Raw genomic sequence first — 17368 nt, forward strand, 5'->3', positions numbered from 1 at the left:
AGAGAGGTTTAAATAAAATCGAATTTAAACAATATCAGTCACAATCATATGATGATATTTTTACTCCGCCGGCTTTCTGTATTTCAACTTTAATATTTTGCGCGGCATCTGCATTTTTATGTAATACCTTTTCAAAAAGCATCGCTTCATCCAGGCCAATGTTCTTTAAAAGCAGTTTGTGGTTGGCGCAGCCGTCAAAATAGGTTTCGGTAGTTACGGCCCCGTTTTTGTAATAAATGCTTGTTTCTTTGGCTCCTTTTTTGGGTGTTCTTTTCGCGATTTTTAAAACCCCGTAATTGCGCTTAAGGTAAGCATCTTCCGTTTCTACAAAGCCATGATCATCTATTTCTAACGCAGGCATGGCAGACAGATAGCCATCAAACAGGTATCCTTGTTTACCCTTAAATTCCACCTTTATCCACTTACCGCTCAACCTGTACGGTTCTTTTAAAGCCGCGGTGTTAAAATCAACCGTTAAGTCCTTAGCTTCTCCTTCTGATTTAACAGGCTTTACAATAGCTCCGTACGGAATGGTCGCAATGGTTTTGCTCTTGTCGTCAGGATTACTTTTTAAGTTTACCCCGGCCAGCAACCATACTTTCAGCGATTTGGCCGTGGTATTTGCCTGTGTCACAGCTTTAATGTTGATACTTACGAATAGCACAGAAGCTATAATTGCGATAAGTTTTTTCATAGGTAAAAAATACAATGTTGTAACAGGCTAAAGATACATAGCTGTCATTTATTTAACTATAATTAAATTAATAATTAAAACGTTAGCTACCATTTAGTGTTACCCTACTGCACCACAAGCATATACAGTATGATAACCGCCAAAATAATCCGCCACCGGCATAAATTCCACCATTATATTAACGACGATCTTAAGTCGGTTAAAGAGGAAACCTTTTTTAAAATAGTTTTTTCAGACCCCGCAGAAACGGACTTGTTTAAAGACTGGATAAAGCAACACGGCGGCGAGTACGATTACAATAAAAACGAAAGCCGCCAGGAAGGCAAGTTCCCGGCGGTCCCGATGTTTCATGATGAAATTTGCTGGTGCGACATCATGACCTACTACCTGATGCATGTAGCAGGTTATGCCTTTTACTCAACCATTCATCCTTATAAAGGCGAGGTATATACTAAAAATTAGCGGCTACCGATATGCCGTAAACCCTTGGGTTACCTAAGTGGGTAGCGCCAAAATCGTATGCGTAATCAATAGCTTTTTTGTTGCCTATGTTGCTTTCCCATAAAAACAGGCTATAGTTTTTGGTATCGATGCCTATCCTGGCATTGAATTTACTGTAGCCTTTTTGTTCGATGGTGTTAGCCAGGTCAAAATACTGGTCGCCAAGGTAACGCCATTCGCCACGGGCTACTAACCTTGTTTTTTGCCAGCCGCCAAGCGCGTAGCCATATTGCAGTGCCAGCATGTTAGTAAACTTAGGTGTGTAAATTTGTTTGTTGCCTTTTAAGTCTACGATAACGCCATTGTTGCCTACAGCCAGGTCGGTGTAATGAGCATCGGTGTAGCCAAAATTATTTTCTATTTCCAGGCCTTTAACCGGTGTGGTGCTTAATTCAACTTCGACACCTTTACTGCTTAATTTACCGGCATTTTTGGTTATGGTGATAGCATCCGGTAATACCAAAGTTGGTACCTGCGCATCTGTTACCCGTGTATAAAACAGGGCTACGTTTGCGCGCAGTTTGTTACCCCAAAAGCTATTTTTCGATCCAACCTCGAAGTTGTTGCTATACTCTGGTTTAAAAGTGTACAACGGTGGCGACGACGGATCTGACCCTAACTCGGTAATACCGCCAGCCCTGAAACCACGGCTGTATGTGGCATATAAATTATTGGTAGCCGATAAATGGTAAGCCAGGTTAAGTTTTGGCGAAAAGGCTTTAAAATTTGCCGATGAAGAGGTATCCGACCGGGTAACCATAGCATCGCCGCCATCGGGCTGAAACTCGCCTTTCACACTTTCTTTTTTATGCTCATGATCATAACGCAAACCGGCCGTAATATCAAATTGCGGACTAACAACGTAGGTTACCTGGCCATAAACAGCCACGCCAAAATTTCTGTCGATATTGGTATTGATGCTGGTAAAGTTGGTTATTGGCGAGCCAACAGCCGCAGCATCGGTGCCAAAGTAGGTTCCCTGCTTGTTTGGGGCGTAGTGGTAAAAGCCATAAGCGCCGGCGGTCCATTTTAATTTAGAGGTTGACGATGCAGGTGAAGTAAACCTAAACTCCTGGATACCTGTACGTACTTTATTCCAGTCGCCGCCATAGTTGTTTACTACCGATACTGCGTCGATAGGCGAAAAATCACCATCAATAGGTTTGGTGTAGTAACGGTTATTTACCTGGTATGATGACTGTGAGGTAAAGTTAAAATCGCTGCCCGAATAATTGATAGCCAGCGAGGTATTGAAGGTATTATCAATCATTTTGGTGGTGGCATTTTGATCTACCTGGTAAGGTTTGCTCAAAGCGTCACCCGGCGAACCGGCCAATGTGAACGCGCCGTTATTACGGTTGTTGTAGTTTTTAACATTCAGCGTAAAAGCCAGTTTGGATGTAGCCAGGAATTTAAGGTAGTAATTACCTAAAAAGAAGTGCTGCTTATCAAAATGGCTATTGTCAAACGTATTGGTATAAAAACCATTAAAGCCCGAGTAAACACCCGCTACTCCTAAAAACAATTTATCTTTTATCAACGGTGCTTTTATACCCAGGGTAAAACGCTGCTGGCCGTAGTTGCCAAAATCCAGCCCGGCAAAACCGCTCAAGGTGTTTGATGGCTGTTTGGTAATAATATTAATAACACCACCTGTAGCATTGCGGCCGTACAGCGTGCCCTGCGGACCGCGCAGCACCTCTATCCTATCTACATCAAGCAACTGTGGGATGTAAGTATCCAGGCCATATTGGTTAACGCCGTCAACATAAGTAGCTACGGCAGGATCATATGATGTGGTAACTATACCCCTGATACCGCTAACCGTACGGCCATCGCCGGAGCCGGCAGAGTTTAAGTTGGGGGCAATAGCTGTCAAATCTTTCAAATCCCAAAGCCGGTAGTCTTTTATTTGCCTGGCCGATAAGGTTGTAACACTGAAAGGTACTTTTTGGGCATCCTCCTCGTATTTTTGAGCCGTTACCGTAACTTCATCCAGTTGGTTACTGGCATCTTTCAGTTGAAAACTGATGGGGCGCATAGTGCCGCTTAAAACAATCGATTGACTTTTTGCAGCATAACCAACGGCACTGATGTGCAAAATATAACTTCCCGATGCAATATCTTTCAATGAGAATTTCCCATCCTTATCGGCAACAGTACGGTAATTGGTATTCAGCAGGTAAACCGTAGCACCGGCAATGCCCTGGCTTTTTTCGTCGGTTATGGTACCCGATAAACTGGCAATAGTTTGTGCTTTTACTATAATACAAAGTATAAGCAATACAAATAAAGTAAGTGTTTTTTTCATTTAATTGGTTGTAACTGATATGTGTATTTTTAACACATTGATATAATTGCCAATTATAACAAACGGCATCCATTTAACTGCAAAGCAAACAGAAATTTTACTTAATTATTATTGGTTCATTGGTTCATTGGTTCATTGGTTCATTGGTTCATTGGTTCATTGGTTCATTGGTTCATTGGAACGCGGGTATAGCGGAAAATAGCTTTTTGGCTGAATGCCAGACAAGACCAATGAACAATTGAACCAATGAACGAACATACAAGACCAATGAACTAATGAACCAGTGAACCAATGAACAACCTATTCATTCAGCATAAATTTATCTACGCCTTCGGCGGGTTTCCAGTCGCTGCCGGGTTCGTAGTAATGCCATAGGAGGGCCGATATTTTTTTGATGAGCAGGCCGGCTTCGTTACTTGTTCCCCAGCTTTGATCGGTATTATGGTTTGTGATGATCGAGAATACGTAATCGCCATGGGGCGCGTTTACCAGCACAGTTTCTGACCGCGACTCATCAACCGCGCCTTGCTTGGATATGGTATGCACATATGGCGGAATTTGCGACAGGGCGTGCTCGTCCCAGTAAATACGCCCCATGTTACGGTACATCCTTTCGCTGGCGGCGGGGCTTACGGCTTCGCCTTTTCTGATCATGGTAAACAGGCGGCACATTTCATAGGGTGTGCTCACGCCCCATCCATAAATTTTGCGGATAGCCTCGCGGCCAGCCACACGCGAGTTTACCCGCATCACCTTAAACCCGTTTTGCTGCAGCCAGTTGTTAATATAATCGCCACCAACCAGTTTTTGCAGCCATAGGCTCGCGGTATTATCACTCATGGTTATCATCAGCATAGCAACTTTACTCAATTGTACGGTATCCTTATCTTTAAACGAACCTAAAAGATCCTCACCTGCATATAAAAGCGAATCGCGGTAAACCAGCTTCTGGTTATATTGCAGTTCGCCCTTCGCTATCTTGTCCATCAGCCCGCATTGAATACTCACCTTAATCATACTGGCTGTAGGGAACAGCGTATCGGCGTTAATGGCAACGGTTTTACCCGTTTTAAGGTTTTGTACATAAATGCCTGCCTGGCCATGAAAACCCTTAACGGCATCCTGCAATTGCGCCGTTAGTTTTTTATCGGTTTGGGCGTAGGTGGCGGTGGTGAGGAGTAAAAAGAGGGTGAGGAGTTTGAGTTTCATAGATGAATTGTTTAACAGATGCAAAATACTCAGTAAAATCAATAATCGTATCTTTATGATATGGATATTCAACAGGTTGTCAATATAGATCAGGGTATTTTAAGCGGGACACCGGTATTTTCCGGCACACGCGTGCCAGTCGAATCGTTTTTTGATCATTTAAAAGCTGGAATTTGGATTGAGGAGTTTTTAGACGAATTCCCTTCGGTTAAAAAAGAGCAGGCCATGTTTTTGATTGATAAACAACAGCGATTAAATTTCCTGTAAGCTGTTTCGCCTGGCATCTAATCGCGACGCTGCAACAAATAGCCTTTAATTTTTTAGATTTGTCTCTTCTTTAAAAGGATAAATGAATAAACCATCGATTCCACGTTATTGCATGTATATGCCAGCCAGTCTGGAAAAAACAGTAATGACATGACCGCAAATGGGGCTGTTGTAGAGACGCATAATTGCGTCTCCCGCAGGACATTCAGGATTTGCAAGGTCGATTTGCATGCGGAAGACGCAATTATGCGTCTCTACGTTGGAAATATAAATATGAGATTGATAATCAAAAACTTAAAACTACTTCACTATACAGACCTAAGCAATTGCGAATTAAACACAACTAACCGGAACAGTTCGCGATTGCCACGCTGCGCCCGCAATCAAATGAGGCCTAATACTATTTATCCCATATGAAACTCCTCCGCTGGCTTCTTTTCCCCTTTTCGCTCATTTACGGCCTGGTTGTTACCATCCGTAACTGGTGTTATGATGCGGGGGTGTTTAAAAGTACCGGTTTTAACCGCCCGGTTATTGTGGTGGGTAACCTTGATGTAGGCGGCGCGGGCAAAAGCCCCATGACCGAGTACCTGATCCGGTTATTTCAGGATGAAAAACCAACAATACTTAGCCGCGGGTACGGCCGTAAAACTAAAGGCTTTTTGCTGGCGGGCGATAACCCGCAGGCATCTGTAATAGGCGATGAGCCGGCCCAGTTTAAACATAAATTTCCGAAGGTTTCCGTTGCCGTTTGCGAAAAACGGGTAGCGGGAATACAACAGCTAAAGGATAAATACAGCCTTGTAATTTTAGATGATGCCTACCAGCACCGGGCGCTTAAACCGGGCTTTAGCATTTTATTGTTTGATTATAATCGTCTTAACCAACCGCGACTGGTGCTGCCAACCGGCAACCTGCGCGAGCCGTTCAGTGGCCGCGGAAGGGCCGATGTTATTGTCATCAGCAAATGCCCTCCAACATTGGCAGATGCAGAAATGGCTATCATAAAAAAACACATTAAGCCCTTGCCCAACCAGCAGCTATTTTTTACCTCCATAAACTACCTGGCCCTGCAAAATATGAACGGGGCTACAGTGTATCAAAACATTGATGAGCAAACCGCCGTGTTTGTACTTACCGGTATTGCAAATCCGGCGCCTTTGTTATCGCATTTAAAAAACCATACATCTATCATCAATCACCATAAATATCCCGATCATCACCAGTTTACCTTAAAAAATATCAGTAAACTTGCCGATGATTTTTTTGCCTGTACATCACAAAAAAAGTTAATCATCACAACAGAAAAGGATGCGCAGCGTTTAGGGGAACAGGAATTGCAGCCGGCCATTAAAAAACTACCTGTTTTGGTATTGCCGATAGGTATTAGTTTTTTAAATAACGGCAAACAGCAGTTTGATAATTTAGTAACCAAATATGTTAGACAATATTGAAAGCACCGCCCGGTACATCAAAAACCGCATAGGCGATTTTGAACCCGAGGTAGGTATAATTTTAGGCACAGGCCTGGGTGGCCTGGTTAAGGATATAGTTGTTGAAAAACAGCTGATGTACTCCAACATCCCCGATTTCCCAATCTCGACATTGGAGTTTCATTCAGGTAAATTGATATTTGGCACCCTTGGCGGTGTAAAAGTGGTAGCCATGCAGGGGCGGCTTCATTATTATGAAGGCTATAACATGCAGCAAATCACCTTCCCGGTTAGGGTGATGAAATACCTGGGTATTAAAACCCTTTACGTATCAAATGCCAGTGGCTCCCTTAACCCCGATTTTAAAAAAGGCGACCTGATGGTTATTGCCGATCATATTAACCTGCAACCGCAAAACCCGCTCGTTGGCAGAAATTACGAAGAGCTTGGCCCCCGTTTTCCGGATATGAGCCAGCCCTACAAACGCACGCTGATTGATAAAGCTTTAAGTATTGCCGCGGCAAACAATATTACCTGCCATAAAGGAGTTTATGTTGCTGTAACCGGCCCTAATTTAGAAACCAAGGCCGAGTACACTTATTTAAGGATCATTGGCGGCGACGCAGTAGGCATGAGCACCGTACCCGAAGTTATTGTGGCAAACCATATGGGCATACCCGTATTTGCCATATCGGTATTAACAGACGAGGGCTTTACTGATGTACTGGAGCCGGTATCATTAGAAGAAATTATAAGAGTAGCCGAGGAAGCCGAGCCAAAACTGACCCTGATCCTCAAAAATCTGATAGCCGGTAATTAGTGTAATTAATGCATCATAAGCTCAAATATATTTTATTGCTCCTGTTGTGCTTTGGCATACAGTCGGCTTTTGCACAATATGGCCAGGTAAACCGGGCAAGGCCGCTATCAACGCGCGATACATTAAAAACCCAACGGAAAGTTAGCGACGACGAACTGTTGGATAGCCTGCGCAAGAAAGAGGATAATAAAAAAGACTCTGTTGTTTTCAGCTCCAAGTTTATCCGGGTGACGATGGAGCGTTTCCTGAGCGACAGCACACAAACTTTCGCGTTGGATACCGGCATCTATAACTTTGAAAATTACAGCCCGCTTACCGATCCCCGCCATCCGCGCATTAGCCTGGGCTACAATGGTGTATCGCAACGAAGCATGCTGTTTGAGCCCGACCAAACCATAGGTTTTAACACCGGCCTGCACTCGCTTGATGTATATGCCTTAAGACCACAGGATATTAAGTATTATAACGCCAGGGTGGCCTATTCCAACCTCACCTTGTTTAATGGCTTTGGCAGCTCGGCCGAGCAGGTTTTTAAAATCATCCATACCCAAAATGTAAAACCCAACTGGAATGTGGGTTTCAACCTCAATTTCAACGGATCGCGCGGATTTTATAGCACCAGTAGCGTGCTGCAGCAAAATGTGAGCGATGTAAACGCCGCGTTTTTTACCTGGTACCAATCGCCAGGCAAGCGTTACAATTTGCTGGCCAACATCATTTATAATAATTTAAAAGCGCCCGAAACGGGCTCCATCCTTAACGATACTATTTTCACAGGCAAAAGCAATACCCTGTTCTTTAAAAACTCGGCCCCCGTGCGGCTGGCAAACAGTTACCAGCAGTGGACAGACAAAAGCCTGTACATAAAGCAGTTTTATTACCTGGGCCGTATTGATAGTTTGAACAAAGGCAAGGCTAACTCCAAAATTTTGCCTACCCAGCGCGTAGCACACACCTTACTTGTTCAAAACAGCAGTTATAACTACCTGCAAACAAACCAGCCCGATACCTATAATGTATTCCCGGATTATTATTACAGCTATAACCGGTCGCGAGACTCGCTGGTAGTAACCCATGTTCAAAACGAATTTTCTTACAGTTTCTATCTCCGCAGTAAATCGGTAAAGTTTGTAAAAAACGAAGTAAAGCTGGATCTGGGCCTGATACATGACCTTTATAACTACGCGCAATACGTAAGCGACACCGTGCTAAACCAGTATGGATACAAGTACATCCATCAAAATAAAATGCAGAATAATACCTTCCAGGATATTACACTGAAAGCCAAATTCAGCTACCGCTTTAGCGACAGGCTTGGTCTTGAAGGCGACTTTAGGCAGATAGTGCAGGGCCGCGATTTTGGCGATTATTTTTATGGCGCAAAGCTTAACGTTGCAGGTAATGATAAAACAGGCAAAATTGTTTTGGAAGCGTATTCACAAAACAGCTCACCTCCGCTTATTTACACCAACTGGATAAGTAACCATTATATTTTCCATAATAGTTTCAAAAACCAAAAAACAACCAGCGCCTCGTTTAGCTATATTAACAACCCCTTACAGCTGGATATTAAAGCCGAGTACTTTTTAATTGCCGGGTACATGTATTTTACCGCGCAGGATGGCGGTATCGACGCCCACCCTGCCCAGTTGAGTAATGATATCAACCTGCTAAAAGTAAGCGTGGGTAAAAATTTAAGCTACCACAGCCTGCACTTTGATAACTACATCGTTTACCAGAAAACAGATTATCAATCAACCCTGCGTACACCCGAGGTTTATACGTATAGCAACCTGTATTTCAGCCAAACGCTTTTTAACGTACTTAAATCAAACATTGGCGTAAGCGTGAGGTATAATACACCGTATGTGGCGCCATCATACGCGGTAGGCATTGGCCAGTTTTACAACGGGCCCGATGTTACCTTTACATCGTACCCCGTAGCATCGGTTTACTTTAAGGCCACCCTGCAACGTACCAACCTGTTCCTGATGTATGATTATGCCAACCAGGGCCTGCAAAGCAGAGGTTTTTACACCGTAAACCGCTACCCCATGCAAGATCATTTGCTGAAGTTTGGTGTAAGCTGGACGTTTTATAATTAGGTTTCAGTTTGCAGTGGGCGGTTTGCAGTGGGCAGTAATTTGCAGAGGCGGTGGGCAGTTTGACAGTAAGCAGCCTATATAGATTATCTTGGGCGTATCCCTGCGGGCCGGGCTAATCGCTCATACTGCACAGGCCTTATTCACAGGGCCGGTATCCGCTAATATCCCTTACGCATTTGTCTGAACCGGGATTCATCTGATTTGTTGGATTATTTGGATTATGATGTATGGATGGTCAAAATTTGTCAAAATCCAAAAATCTGATAAATCTGCTTAATCCGAGTTCAGACAAAAACATCTGCACATCTATAACCTGCACCTCAAAAAGTCTTACTACTTGATACTAAAATCAAGTTTTTTGTTTTTTCTTCTTTGCCGCCGGGAATAATACATTGTTCAAAATCAAGCGATACCCTGCCGAATTGGGGTGAAGCTTTAAGTCTGTCGGCGGGTCGCCTACGGCGTGTTGGTAATCTTCGGGATCGTGGCCGCCGTAAAAGGTCCATTGGCCTTTGCCATATTCGCCGTGGATGTAGCGGGCTTCATTGGCGGTTTTCATTTCGCCCATGATGGTTACGCCGGGCTTAAGCATGCTTTTATTATAGGCTGTGGTGAGGCCCATGAAGCCTTTTATCACCTTATCATGATCCTGGGTGAGCATGCTGGGCACTACATCCCATTTGGCCGAAAAATCAAAGAGTGTAAAAAAATCGCGCTGACGCTCCACCTGCCGGGTAGTCGTTACATCAACGTTGCTAAACTGGTGCGACATCGGGTTCATGTCCAGCGTAAAATTCTGGAAAGCGAAAGTTTGTGTAAAATCCAGTTTTGATTGTGCGTCCGGGTCGGCCGCATCGCCATCAAACATCCGCTCGCAAATATCAGTATTGGATGAGGCCAGGGCAATATCAAACGTATCGGTACCCGAGCACATGGCAAACAAAAAACCGCCGCCGGCGCAAAAATCGCGAATGTTTTTGGCCACTGCCAGCTTCATTTGAGATACCTTTTTAAAACCAAGCTTATGGGCCAGCGCTTCCTGTCCTTTTACATCATCGTTATACCATTGTGCAAACCTAAAGGCGCCGTAAAACTTACTGTATTGCCCGGTAAAATCCTCGTGGTGCAGGTGCAGCCAATCGTATTTGGGCAAGTCGCCTTTTATAACTTCTTCATCATAAACTACATCATAAGGTATTTCGGCATATTTTAAAACCAAGGTTACGGCATCGTCCCAGGGCAGTTTATTTTTCGGCGAATAAACAGCCATTTTGGGTGCCTTCTCCAATTTAACCACATCCATATTTACCGATGGGTCGCTTACCTCGGTAATAATCTCGTTTACTTTAGCATCTGCCAGCACCTGGTAGCTCACCCCACGTATTTTGCACTCCTCTTCCATCTTCTGGTTATACTTCATCATAAAGCTGCCGCCACGATAGTTAAGTAGCCAGTCAACTTCCTCCCCATTTTTTAAAGCCAGGAAAGCTATGCCGTACGATTTCAGGTGATCTTTTTGCTCATCGTCCATAGGGATAAGGATAGAGGCCGCTTTTGATATACAGGGCGTTAAGGCTAAAAGCAGAAGGCTGAAAGCCAAAAGCCGAAAAGAAGGTAAGAGGCGAAAGGTGAAAGGCAAAAGGTATTTTTTATATAGTTTATTATTCACTGTCCGGTTGTGCTGATTTATCAAATGTAACGAATAAACAACTAATGTTATTACCATGAATCGTGAAGCTTTAATCATGCAGCATAAGGCTAAAAAGCTTTCAGCCTTATGCTTTTCGCTTTCTGCTTTTTTATTACCTTTGCCAACTGTTTTCAAAAAAACAAAGAAATGAGCAAAGCAATAATCAAAACTGAAAAAGGTGACATGACCGTAGAGTTTTACGATCAGGATGCCCCAAATACTGTAGCTAACTTTAAAAAATTAGCTAAATCAAACTTTTACGATGGTGTTATCTTCCACCGCGTTATCCCTAACTTTATGGTACAAGGTGGCGACCCTACCGGTACAGGTGCTGGTGGCGCAGGCTACAAAATTGATTGCGAATTGACAGGCGATAACCAATACCATGACCGCGGTGTGCTTTCAATGGCACATGCCGGCCGTAACACCGGCAGCTCACAATTCTTTATCTGCCATAACCGTACAAATACCGCTCACTTAGATCGTAACCACACCGTGTTTGGTAAGGTGATTGAAAACGTTGACATTGTTGACGCTATTCGCCAGGGCGATAAAATTTTAAGCATCGAAGTAATAGAAGATTAAGTTATTGGTTAATTAGGTGAGTGGTTGATTGAGTTTAAAACCTAATCAACCATTCACCCAATCAACCTAATCAACCAATAAAACATGAATTTACAAGGAATTGTAGCCGTATCTGGCAAACCGGGATTATGGCGGGCATTGGCTCAAAACAAAACCGGTTATGTACTGGAGAGCCTGGATGCACAAAAAACAAAGCTGGTAGCCAACCTATCAACAGCTAAACTGGCTGCCCTTACCGAAATAACTATTTTTGGGGTTGAGGATGATATCAAGCTCACCAATGTTTTTGAGCAGATGAAAGCCGCTGCAAACGTACCCGACGCTAAAGCTGATGGTAAAAAAATGCGTGCCTTCTTTTACGAAGTAGCGCCGGATCATGACGAGGAGAAAGTATATGCCTCTGATATGAAAAAGATCCTTACCTGGTTTCATATCCTTAAAGATTTACCAGCATTTAACGAGGCAGACCCAACCCAGGCACCAGCTGCCGAGGCCGCCCCTGCCGAAGTTGAAGTTGAAACGCCTGTTGCCGAAGCAGTAGCCGCCGAACCGGAGCCCGCTCCTGCCCCAAAAGCAAAAGCTAAAAAAGCCACAAAAAAAGCCGAGTAATCGGCTTTTTGCTTTTAATCCAGGCTACCGGTATATTTTATCTTTCCGGTTGAATCAACGCCCATAACAAAGCCCTGTTCATAATCGGTGAGCGGTACTCCTATGCCATATTCTATCGTAAAGCCGCTACTATCCACATTTGCAAAAGGCAATGAAAGTGTACCTGATTTTTTCAGCCTGTCACTCATCGATTTATTAAAGGTTGCCTTGCTGACGGTTCCTTTGAATACTATCCGGGAATTAATCTTAAACTCAACATCCGACACAAAATTGTGAGTTTGAAAAGCCGTTAAACCATAAACATCAAGGTATTCCTTCGGGACACTTATTTTATTATCATGAATACAATAATGGCGAACGCGTAGGGTTTCCGTATCGCCGTTCGCTAAAATCTCCGTTGTATCAACCTTAAAGGTATCTTTATAGCTGGTCAACAATTTTTTCAGCAGGTTCTCGCGCTCATGCGGGTTAAGTTTCTTAATTTTTTGCAAGGCCGGATCAGTAGCTTCATTAGCACAACTTGCCAGTAAAATGGCAATGCCAAGCACAAACGCGACTGCACCAAACGCGGTTCTCATTCCTTACGCCTCCACCGCGTCATAAACAATCACTTTTTCCCAAAGGTGGCTACAATTTTTGATGAACTCCAGGTGCAGGGGGTGGGTTTGATAGGTTGCCTGCCCGGCAAGGTCGCTAAAAAACATCAGTTCAGATACAGCCCAGCTGTTATCAACCACATCACGTTTTTCGGTGCTGGCAACAATGCCTACACGCAGTTTTTTAACGGTTTCTATTTTCGACAGGGTTTTAACGCCTGCAACCAGTTTATCCCTGTCTTCAACCGAACCGGGATTTTTAAGCCAGAAAAACACATGGTGTATTACGGGCCATTCTTCTTTTTGATCTATCATTGACATTGCAGATGCTGCTGCCGTTCCTGCTGCCAGGGCGGCTGTAGTGGTTATGAATTTTCGTCTGTTGGTAGTGCTCATAATAGGGTTTATTATCGAGCGTTAAATTAGGAAGAATTATTTGAATCGCTTAAGCGAAATATTCTCCATTTCGTTTAGTAAAGTATTTTTCATAAAACTTACTTTCGTTTCTAAAAGTTCTGCCAGTTCTATCGTCGGTTCGGCATTAAAAGGATAACATTCATCTACAGATATTTTAGCTTTGATGTGCGCAATCCAATCTTCAGCCAATCGAATGTAATCTTCCAATACTTCAACAGTAGAATCCGGTCCGTAAACATCTAAATACATTGAAGGGATATCACCGACAATCACCCAAAGAAAATTATCCTCCTGGCTTTGTATATTGTCTATTTCGAAAAGAAAAATGCAAAATACTTCCCCAAGGTTGTAATAAAGAAAGCTATCATTTATCGCGGCACACCATTTAAAATCAAACAGGTACTTCTCGGCTTTTCTATAAACACCTGGTAACTCGGAATAAAAATCAATATCCGGTTGAATATCTTTATAGTTAACAGGATATTCTATCATGGCTATCTATCTACGCACATTCCGGCTGCCCGCATTTTTCATCGGCAAACTCGGGCTCAAAGGTGCTGTGGTTTATTTCCATGTGTTCCAACCGGTGACGGAGGTCATGTTTAATACTATCAAAATCGGCCATATTCTCTGGTTTGATAACCAGGTGGGCGGTAAGTGCATTCTCGGTAGTGCTAAGTGCCCATACGTGCATGTGGTGCACATCTACTACGCCTTTGCCTTTCATCAGTTCGGCTTTTATTTTTTCCAGATCCATTTCGGCAGGTACGCCGTCCATCTCCAGGCGCAGGCTGTCTTTTAACAGCCCCCAGGTGCCGCGTAATATCACTATGGCAATAACTATACTCACAATACTATCAATCCAGTACAGCCTGGTAAAATAGATGATAACACCTGATATAACAACACCGAGTGATACAATGGCATCAACCGCCATGTGCAAATAAGCACCTTTAACATTCAGGTCGGTATCTTTGTCTTTTACAAATAACCAGGCTGTAAGTGCATTTATACCAATACCGATAAAAGCAACCCAGGCCATGGTCCCACCTGATACTACCTCAGGATTCAGGAAACGCATGATGGCTTCGTAAACAATGAAGCCAACGGCTACAAACAGGATCATGGCATTAAAAAAAGATACGATGATGGTCGATCTTTTATAGCCGTAGGTATATTTACTGTTGGCGCTTACTTTAGTAAGCTTAAAGGCCAGCAGGGCCAAAGCCAGCGAAGCCACATCGCTCAGGTTATGCCCTGCATCGGTTAACAACGACAGCGAATGTGTCATAAAACCAGCTATGGTTTCTATAATTACAAAAGCCGAATTTAAGATGATGCCTACAATAAAGGCTGTATTCAAATGGTCCAGCTTGGGCGCATGATCATGGTGATGATGTCCGCCGTGCGAGTGAGAATGTGAATGATCGTGACCCATGGCGCAAAGGTAGGGTTTTAGATGTGCAAATTTCAAATTTCAGATGTGCAGATTATCCATCTTAATCAGAAGTTCATACTCTTCGGATGTGCAAATTTCAGATGTGCAGATATGCAGATAAAAAAAACATATCTGCTAAAATCATTTAACGTCTATCCCGGTCATCTGCACATCTGAAATTTGCATATCTGCATATCCCTCCTCATCTGCACATCTGAAATCTGCACATCTGCACATCTACTCGTGATGATACGGCTCCCCCTTCAAAATCGTGTATGCGCGGTAAAGCTGCTCGACAAAAAACAGGCGGACCATCTGGTGCGAGAAGGTCATTCGTGACAGTGAAATTTTATCGTTGGCACGTTGGTATACCGATTGGTCGAACCCATAGGGGCCGCCAATAACAAATATCAGGTTGGCCGATAAACTAATCTCTTTTTTGTTGATATAGGCTGCAAACTGGGTAGATGTGTATTCATTTCCTTTCTCATCCATCAAAATCACATGATCAAGCGGGCTTATTTTTTTCAGGATCAACTCTGCCTCTTTTGCTTTTTGCTGATCTGCCGTGAGGGCTTTGGTATTTTTCAGTTCGTTAATCTCTACCAGTTCCAGTTTGGTGTAATGCTTCAGGCGTTTTACATATTTATCTATGCCCTCTTTTAAATAGGTATCTTCGGTTTTGCCAACGGTTAAAAACGTAATCTTCATATCTCAAACAAATAAACGTTTATTTAAAATATATGTGTTTATTTAGCCACAACTTTTTTACCGGGTATGCAACAGGATATTATTACCAATTATGAACAACGCGCCAATGCCGCACAGCAGGAAGCCGCCAAATATAAAAAGCTTGCCAATACGTATTCATTATTGAGGCTCAGCATCTTCGCCCTTATGGTAGTAGCCATCAGCATTGGTGTGCAGCAGGATAATTTTACCATCGTGGCCCTGGCCTTTGTAGTACTTATTTTCGCGTTTGCGTGGCTGGTATCCCGCCAAAGCCGGTTCGAAAAACTTAAACAGTACTACGATGACCTGCAAAAAGTAAACCTGAACGAGATAGCCAGCATCCAAAGCCACGGCAATATATATAACGATGGCACCCGATTTGGTAACGAGAAACATTTTTACACCTCCGACCTGGATATTTTTGGCAACGCCTCCCTGTACCAGCTGGTTAACCGTACGGCAACATCTACAGGCAATAAGAAGCTTGCGGATTGGTTTGATAAACCGGCAGCCAAATTCACCATTCTACACCGACAGGAGGCGGTTAAAGAAATAGCTACCAAAAACGACTGGAAACTTTCGGTGCAAACCTTATTGGTATTTGCCATTCAGCGGGATGTCAATCAGCTTAAAAACCTTTTCAAATACCTGCACATGCCGCTTGATATGCCCGGCGAAAAATGGCTTGCCATGTACACCAAAATAGCGCCATATTTGTTTACTGGTGTTTTGACACTGGCCTGGTTTATCCCGCAGGTTAAGCTGGCGGCAATTATAATAGGTATTACCAACATGGGCATCGTGTTTTCAAAAGCCATGTACATTAGCAAAGCCGATATGATTGCCGGTAAAATTGGCGATACCCTGGCCAAATACGCCGATGTATTTAAACAGGCGGAAGACGAGCCCTGGCAGGCCAGCTATAATACATCGCTTGCTGCATTATTAAAAACCAGCCAAACCTCCAACAAAATAAAAGAGCTGGCCAACCTCATCAACAAGCTCAATTATCACCTTAATATGATTGTTGGCTTCGTGCTTAACCTGTTCTTTTTGTGGGATATCCGGCAGGTAATGGCCATCGAAAACTGGAAACGCCAGAATAACGAGAGCCTGGAAGCTGCTTTTGATGTTATTGCCGAATTTGAGGCCCTTATCAGCCTGGCAAGCCTCGCCATTAATTACCCGGATTGGGCTTACCCGCAAATTGAAGATAAACCAGGCTATACACTCATCGCCCACTCACTTGCCCACCCGCTTATCGATGCCACCAAGCGTATCGAAAATAATTATGAACTGGAGGATACCCATAAAATAGATATTATCACAGGCTCAAATATGGCGGGCAAGAGCACCTTTTTGCGCACCATAGGCATCAACACCGTGCTGGCGCTTTGCGGCGCTCCTGTGTGCGCTAAAAGCATGCGGATATCTGTTATCACCATGATTAGCTACATGCGGATTAAAGATTCACTAAACGAAAGCACATCAACCTTCAAGGCCGAGCTCGACCGCCTGCAAATGTTGTTAGCTGCGGTAGAAAACGAGCCCAAAATATTTTTCCTGATAGATGAAATGTTGCGCGGCACCAATTCTGTTGATAAATACCTTGGTTCCAAAGCGGTTATCGAACAACTCATCCGTAAAAATGCCGTGGGCATGGTGGCCACCCACGATTTGCAGATTGCCCGGCTTGAAGATAAATACCCAGATTATGTACGCAACTTCTACTTCGATATCCAGGTAAAAGACGGTGAAATGCTGTTTGACTACAAGATAAAACATGGCGAGTGTAAAACCTTTAACGCGTCGCTGTTATTGAAGCAGATAGGGATTAATGTAGAGGCGGAGTAGAATCAAGAGTCAAGAATCAAGACATAATCACTAATAAATCGGCACTTATTAGTGGTATACCTAATTTTATTCTCTGGGTTTCTATTTTTGATGTGAGCGCGGCGTAA

At 43.4% G+C, this 17368-nt stretch carries 17 protein-coding genes; 8 read left to right on the top strand and 9 right to left on the bottom strand.

The window, feature by feature from the left end; genetic code table 11:
* Nucleotides 1–34: 34 nt before the first annotated feature.
* A complete protein-coding gene (locus AC1RM2_RS06730) occupies nt 35–694 on the bottom strand; it encodes an SH3 domain-containing protein (protein WP_492984229.1) in 660 nt (219 codons plus the stop codon).
* A gap of 129 nt (nt 695–823) precedes the next feature.
* Here AC1RM2_RS06730 and AC1RM2_RS06735 point away from each other — a divergent pair, with 129 nt between their 5' ends.
* Nucleotides 824–1156 (top strand): hypothetical protein, encoded by a 333-nt coding sequence (locus AC1RM2_RS06735; protein ID WP_492984230.1) that lies wholly within the window; start codon nt 824–826, stop codon nt 1154–1156.
* Here the strand turns inward: AC1RM2_RS06735 and AC1RM2_RS06740 are convergent.
* Together AC1RM2_RS06740 and AC1RM2_RS06745 are read right to left on the bottom strand one after the other, a co-directional pair.
* Nucleotides 1146–3506 carry a TonB-dependent receptor gene (locus AC1RM2_RS06740; RefSeq protein ID WP_492984231.1) on the bottom strand — a complete coding sequence of 787 codons (2361 nt, stop codon included), beginning with the start codon at nt 3504–3506 and terminating at the stop codon, nt 1146–1148. The two genes, AC1RM2_RS06735 and AC1RM2_RS06740, sit on opposite strands and share 11 nt — an antisense overlap.
* Before the next feature lie 300 nt (nt 3507–3806).
* On the bottom strand, nt 3807–4715 hold the full coding sequence (locus AC1RM2_RS06745) for a serine hydrolase (RefSeq protein ID WP_492984232.1): 909 nt from the start codon (nt 4713–4715) through the stop codon (nt 3807–3809).
* Between the two features lie 60 nt (nt 4716–4775).
* On the opposite strand from AC1RM2_RS06745, the gene AC1RM2_RS06750 reads away from it, so the two are divergent.
* The 4 genes from AC1RM2_RS06750 to AC1RM2_RS06765 all read left to right on the top strand — a co-directional run bounded on the left by AC1RM2_RS06750 (nt 4776) and on the right by AC1RM2_RS06765 (nt 9340).
* A complete protein-coding gene (locus AC1RM2_RS06750; protein WP_492984233.1) occupies nt 4776–4982 on the top strand; it encodes a DUF433 domain-containing protein in 207 nt (68 codons plus the stop codon).
* Between the two features lie 413 nt (nt 4983–5395).
* Nucleotides 5396–6436 carry a tetraacyldisaccharide 4'-kinase gene (gene lpxK, locus AC1RM2_RS06755; protein WP_492984234.1) on the top strand — a complete coding sequence of 347 codons (1041 nt, stop codon included), beginning with the start codon at nt 5396–5398 and terminating at the stop codon, nt 6434–6436.
* Entirely contained in the window at nt 6420–7235 is an 816-nt protein-coding gene (locus AC1RM2_RS06760) for a purine-nucleoside phosphorylase (RefSeq protein ID WP_492984235.1), read from the top strand. The genes lpxK and AC1RM2_RS06760 overlap by 17 nt, the downstream gene beginning before the upstream one ends.
* 8 nt (nt 7236–7243) lie before the next feature.
* Entirely contained in the window at nt 7244–9340 is a 2097-nt protein-coding gene (locus AC1RM2_RS06765; RefSeq protein WP_492984236.1) for a putative porin, read from the top strand.
* A gap of 349 nt (nt 9341–9689) precedes the next feature.
* Here the strand turns inward: AC1RM2_RS06765 and AC1RM2_RS06770 are convergent, their stop codons facing one another.
* Nucleotides 9690–10871, bottom strand: a complete 1182-nt coding sequence (locus AC1RM2_RS06770) for an asparagine synthetase B (RefSeq protein WP_492988236.1) — start codon at nt 10869–10871, stop codon at nt 9690–9692.
* A 306-nt stretch (nt 10872–11177) separates the two neighbouring features.
* On the opposite strand from AC1RM2_RS06770, the gene AC1RM2_RS06775 reads away from it, so the two are divergent.
* Together AC1RM2_RS06775 and AC1RM2_RS06780 are read left to right on the top strand one after the other, a co-directional pair.
* Nucleotides 11178–11615 carry a peptidylprolyl isomerase gene (locus AC1RM2_RS06775; RefSeq protein ID WP_477366704.1) on the top strand — a complete coding sequence of 146 codons (438 nt, stop codon included), beginning with the start codon at nt 11178–11180 and terminating at the stop codon, nt 11613–11615.
* Between the two features lie 84 nt (nt 11616–11699).
* Nucleotides 11700–12224: a DUF5606 family protein gene (locus AC1RM2_RS06780; RefSeq protein WP_492984237.1), complete on the top strand. Its 525-nt coding sequence runs from the start codon at nt 11700–11702 to the stop codon at nt 12222–12224.
* 14 nt (nt 12225–12238) lie between these two features.
* On the opposite strand, the gene AC1RM2_RS06785 is transcribed toward AC1RM2_RS06780, so the two are convergent.
* The 5 genes from AC1RM2_RS06785 to rlmH form a co-directional block, all read right to left on the bottom strand.
* Entirely contained in the window at nt 12239–12802 is a 564-nt protein-coding gene (locus tag AC1RM2_RS06785) for a hypothetical protein (protein WP_492984238.1), read from the bottom strand.
* A 3-nt stretch (nt 12803–12805) separates the two neighbouring features.
* A complete protein-coding gene (locus tag AC1RM2_RS06790) occupies nt 12806–13216 on the bottom strand; it encodes a Dabb family protein (RefSeq protein ID WP_492984239.1) in 411 nt (136 codons plus the stop codon).
* Between the two features lie 36 nt (nt 13217–13252).
* On the bottom strand, nt 13253–13729 hold the full coding sequence (locus AC1RM2_RS06795; RefSeq protein WP_492984240.1) for a hypothetical protein: 477 nt from the start codon (nt 13727–13729) through the stop codon (nt 13253–13255).
* A 10-nt stretch (nt 13730–13739) separates the two neighbouring features.
* Nucleotides 13740–14675 carry a cation diffusion facilitator family transporter gene (locus AC1RM2_RS06800; RefSeq protein ID WP_492984241.1) on the bottom strand — a complete coding sequence of 312 codons (936 nt, stop codon included), beginning with the start codon at nt 14673–14675 and terminating at the stop codon, nt 13740–13742.
* Between the two features lie 237 nt (nt 14676–14912).
* The gene (gene rlmH / locus AC1RM2_RS06805) at nt 14913–15386 is read right to left on the bottom strand and encodes a 23S rRNA (pseudouridine(1915)-N(3))-methyltransferase RlmH (protein ID WP_492984242.1); all 474 of its coding nucleotides are present in this window, start codon (nt 15384–15386) and stop codon (nt 14913–14915) included.
* A 66-nt stretch (nt 15387–15452) separates the two neighbouring features.
* On the opposite strand from rlmH, the gene AC1RM2_RS06810 reads away from it, so the two are divergent.
* A complete protein-coding gene (locus AC1RM2_RS06810) occupies nt 15453–17261 on the top strand; it encodes a MutS-related protein (RefSeq protein WP_492984243.1) in 1809 nt (602 codons plus the stop codon).
* The last annotated feature ends 107 nt before the right edge of the window (nt 17262–17368 follow it).

This window comes from Mucilaginibacter sp. GW822-FHT03E02 (assembly GCF_058801545.1).

What these genes read in the sequence shown, in the direction of transcription:
- AC1RM2_RS06730 (WP_492984229.1), bottom strand. Translation starts at nt 694, where the DNA reads ATGAAAAAACTTATCGCAATTATAGCTTCTGTGCTATTCGTAAGTATC.
- AC1RM2_RS06735 (WP_492984230.1), top strand. Translation starts at nt 824, where the DNA reads ATGATAACCGCCAAAATAATCCGCCACCGGCATAAATTCCACCATTAT.
- AC1RM2_RS06740 (WP_492984231.1), bottom strand. Translation starts at nt 3,506, where the DNA reads ATGAAAAAAACACTTACTTTATTTGTATTGCTTATACTTTGTATTATA.
- AC1RM2_RS06745 (WP_492984232.1), bottom strand. Translation starts at nt 4,715, where the DNA reads ATGAAACTCAAACTCCTCACCCTCTTTTTACTCCTCACCACCGCCACC.
- AC1RM2_RS06750 (WP_492984233.1), top strand. Translation starts at nt 4,776, where the DNA reads ATGGATATTCAACAGGTTGTCAATATAGATCAGGGTATTTTAAGCGGG.
- lpxK (WP_492984234.1), top strand. Translation starts at nt 5,396, where the DNA reads ATGAAACTCCTCCGCTGGCTTCTTTTCCCCTTTTCGCTCATTTACGGC.
- AC1RM2_RS06760 (WP_492984235.1), top strand. Translation starts at nt 6,420, where the DNA reads ATGTTAGACAATATTGAAAGCACCGCCCGGTACATCAAAAACCGCATA.
- AC1RM2_RS06765 (WP_492984236.1), top strand. Translation starts at nt 7,244, where the DNA reads ATGCATCATAAGCTCAAATATATTTTATTGCTCCTGTTGTGCTTTGGC.
- AC1RM2_RS06770 (WP_492988236.1), bottom strand. Translation starts at nt 10,871, where the DNA reads ATGGACGATGAGCAAAAAGATCACCTGAAATCGTACGGCATAGCTTTC.
- AC1RM2_RS06775 (WP_477366704.1), top strand. Translation starts at nt 11,178, where the DNA reads ATGAGCAAAGCAATAATCAAAACTGAAAAAGGTGACATGACCGTAGAG.
- AC1RM2_RS06780 (WP_492984237.1), top strand. Translation starts at nt 11,700, where the DNA reads ATGAATTTACAAGGAATTGTAGCCGTATCTGGCAAACCGGGATTATGG.
- AC1RM2_RS06785 (WP_492984238.1), bottom strand. Translation starts at nt 12,802, where the DNA reads ATGAGAACCGCGTTTGGTGCAGTCGCGTTTGTGCTTGGCATTGCCATT.
- AC1RM2_RS06790 (WP_492984239.1), bottom strand. Translation starts at nt 13,216, where the DNA reads ATGAGCACTACCAACAGACGAAAATTCATAACCACTACAGCCGCCCTG.
- AC1RM2_RS06795 (WP_492984240.1), bottom strand. Translation starts at nt 13,729, where the DNA reads ATGATAGAATATCCTGTTAACTATAAAGATATTCAACCGGATATTGAT.
- AC1RM2_RS06800 (WP_492984241.1), bottom strand. Translation starts at nt 14,675, where the DNA reads ATGGGTCACGATCATTCACATTCTCACTCGCACGGCGGACATCATCAC.
- rlmH (WP_492984242.1), bottom strand. Translation starts at nt 15,386, where the DNA reads ATGAAGATTACGTTTTTAACCGTTGGCAAAACCGAAGATACCTATTTA.
- AC1RM2_RS06810 (WP_492984243.1), top strand. Translation starts at nt 15,453, where the DNA reads ATGCAACAGGATATTATTACCAATTATGAACAACGCGCCAATGCCGCA.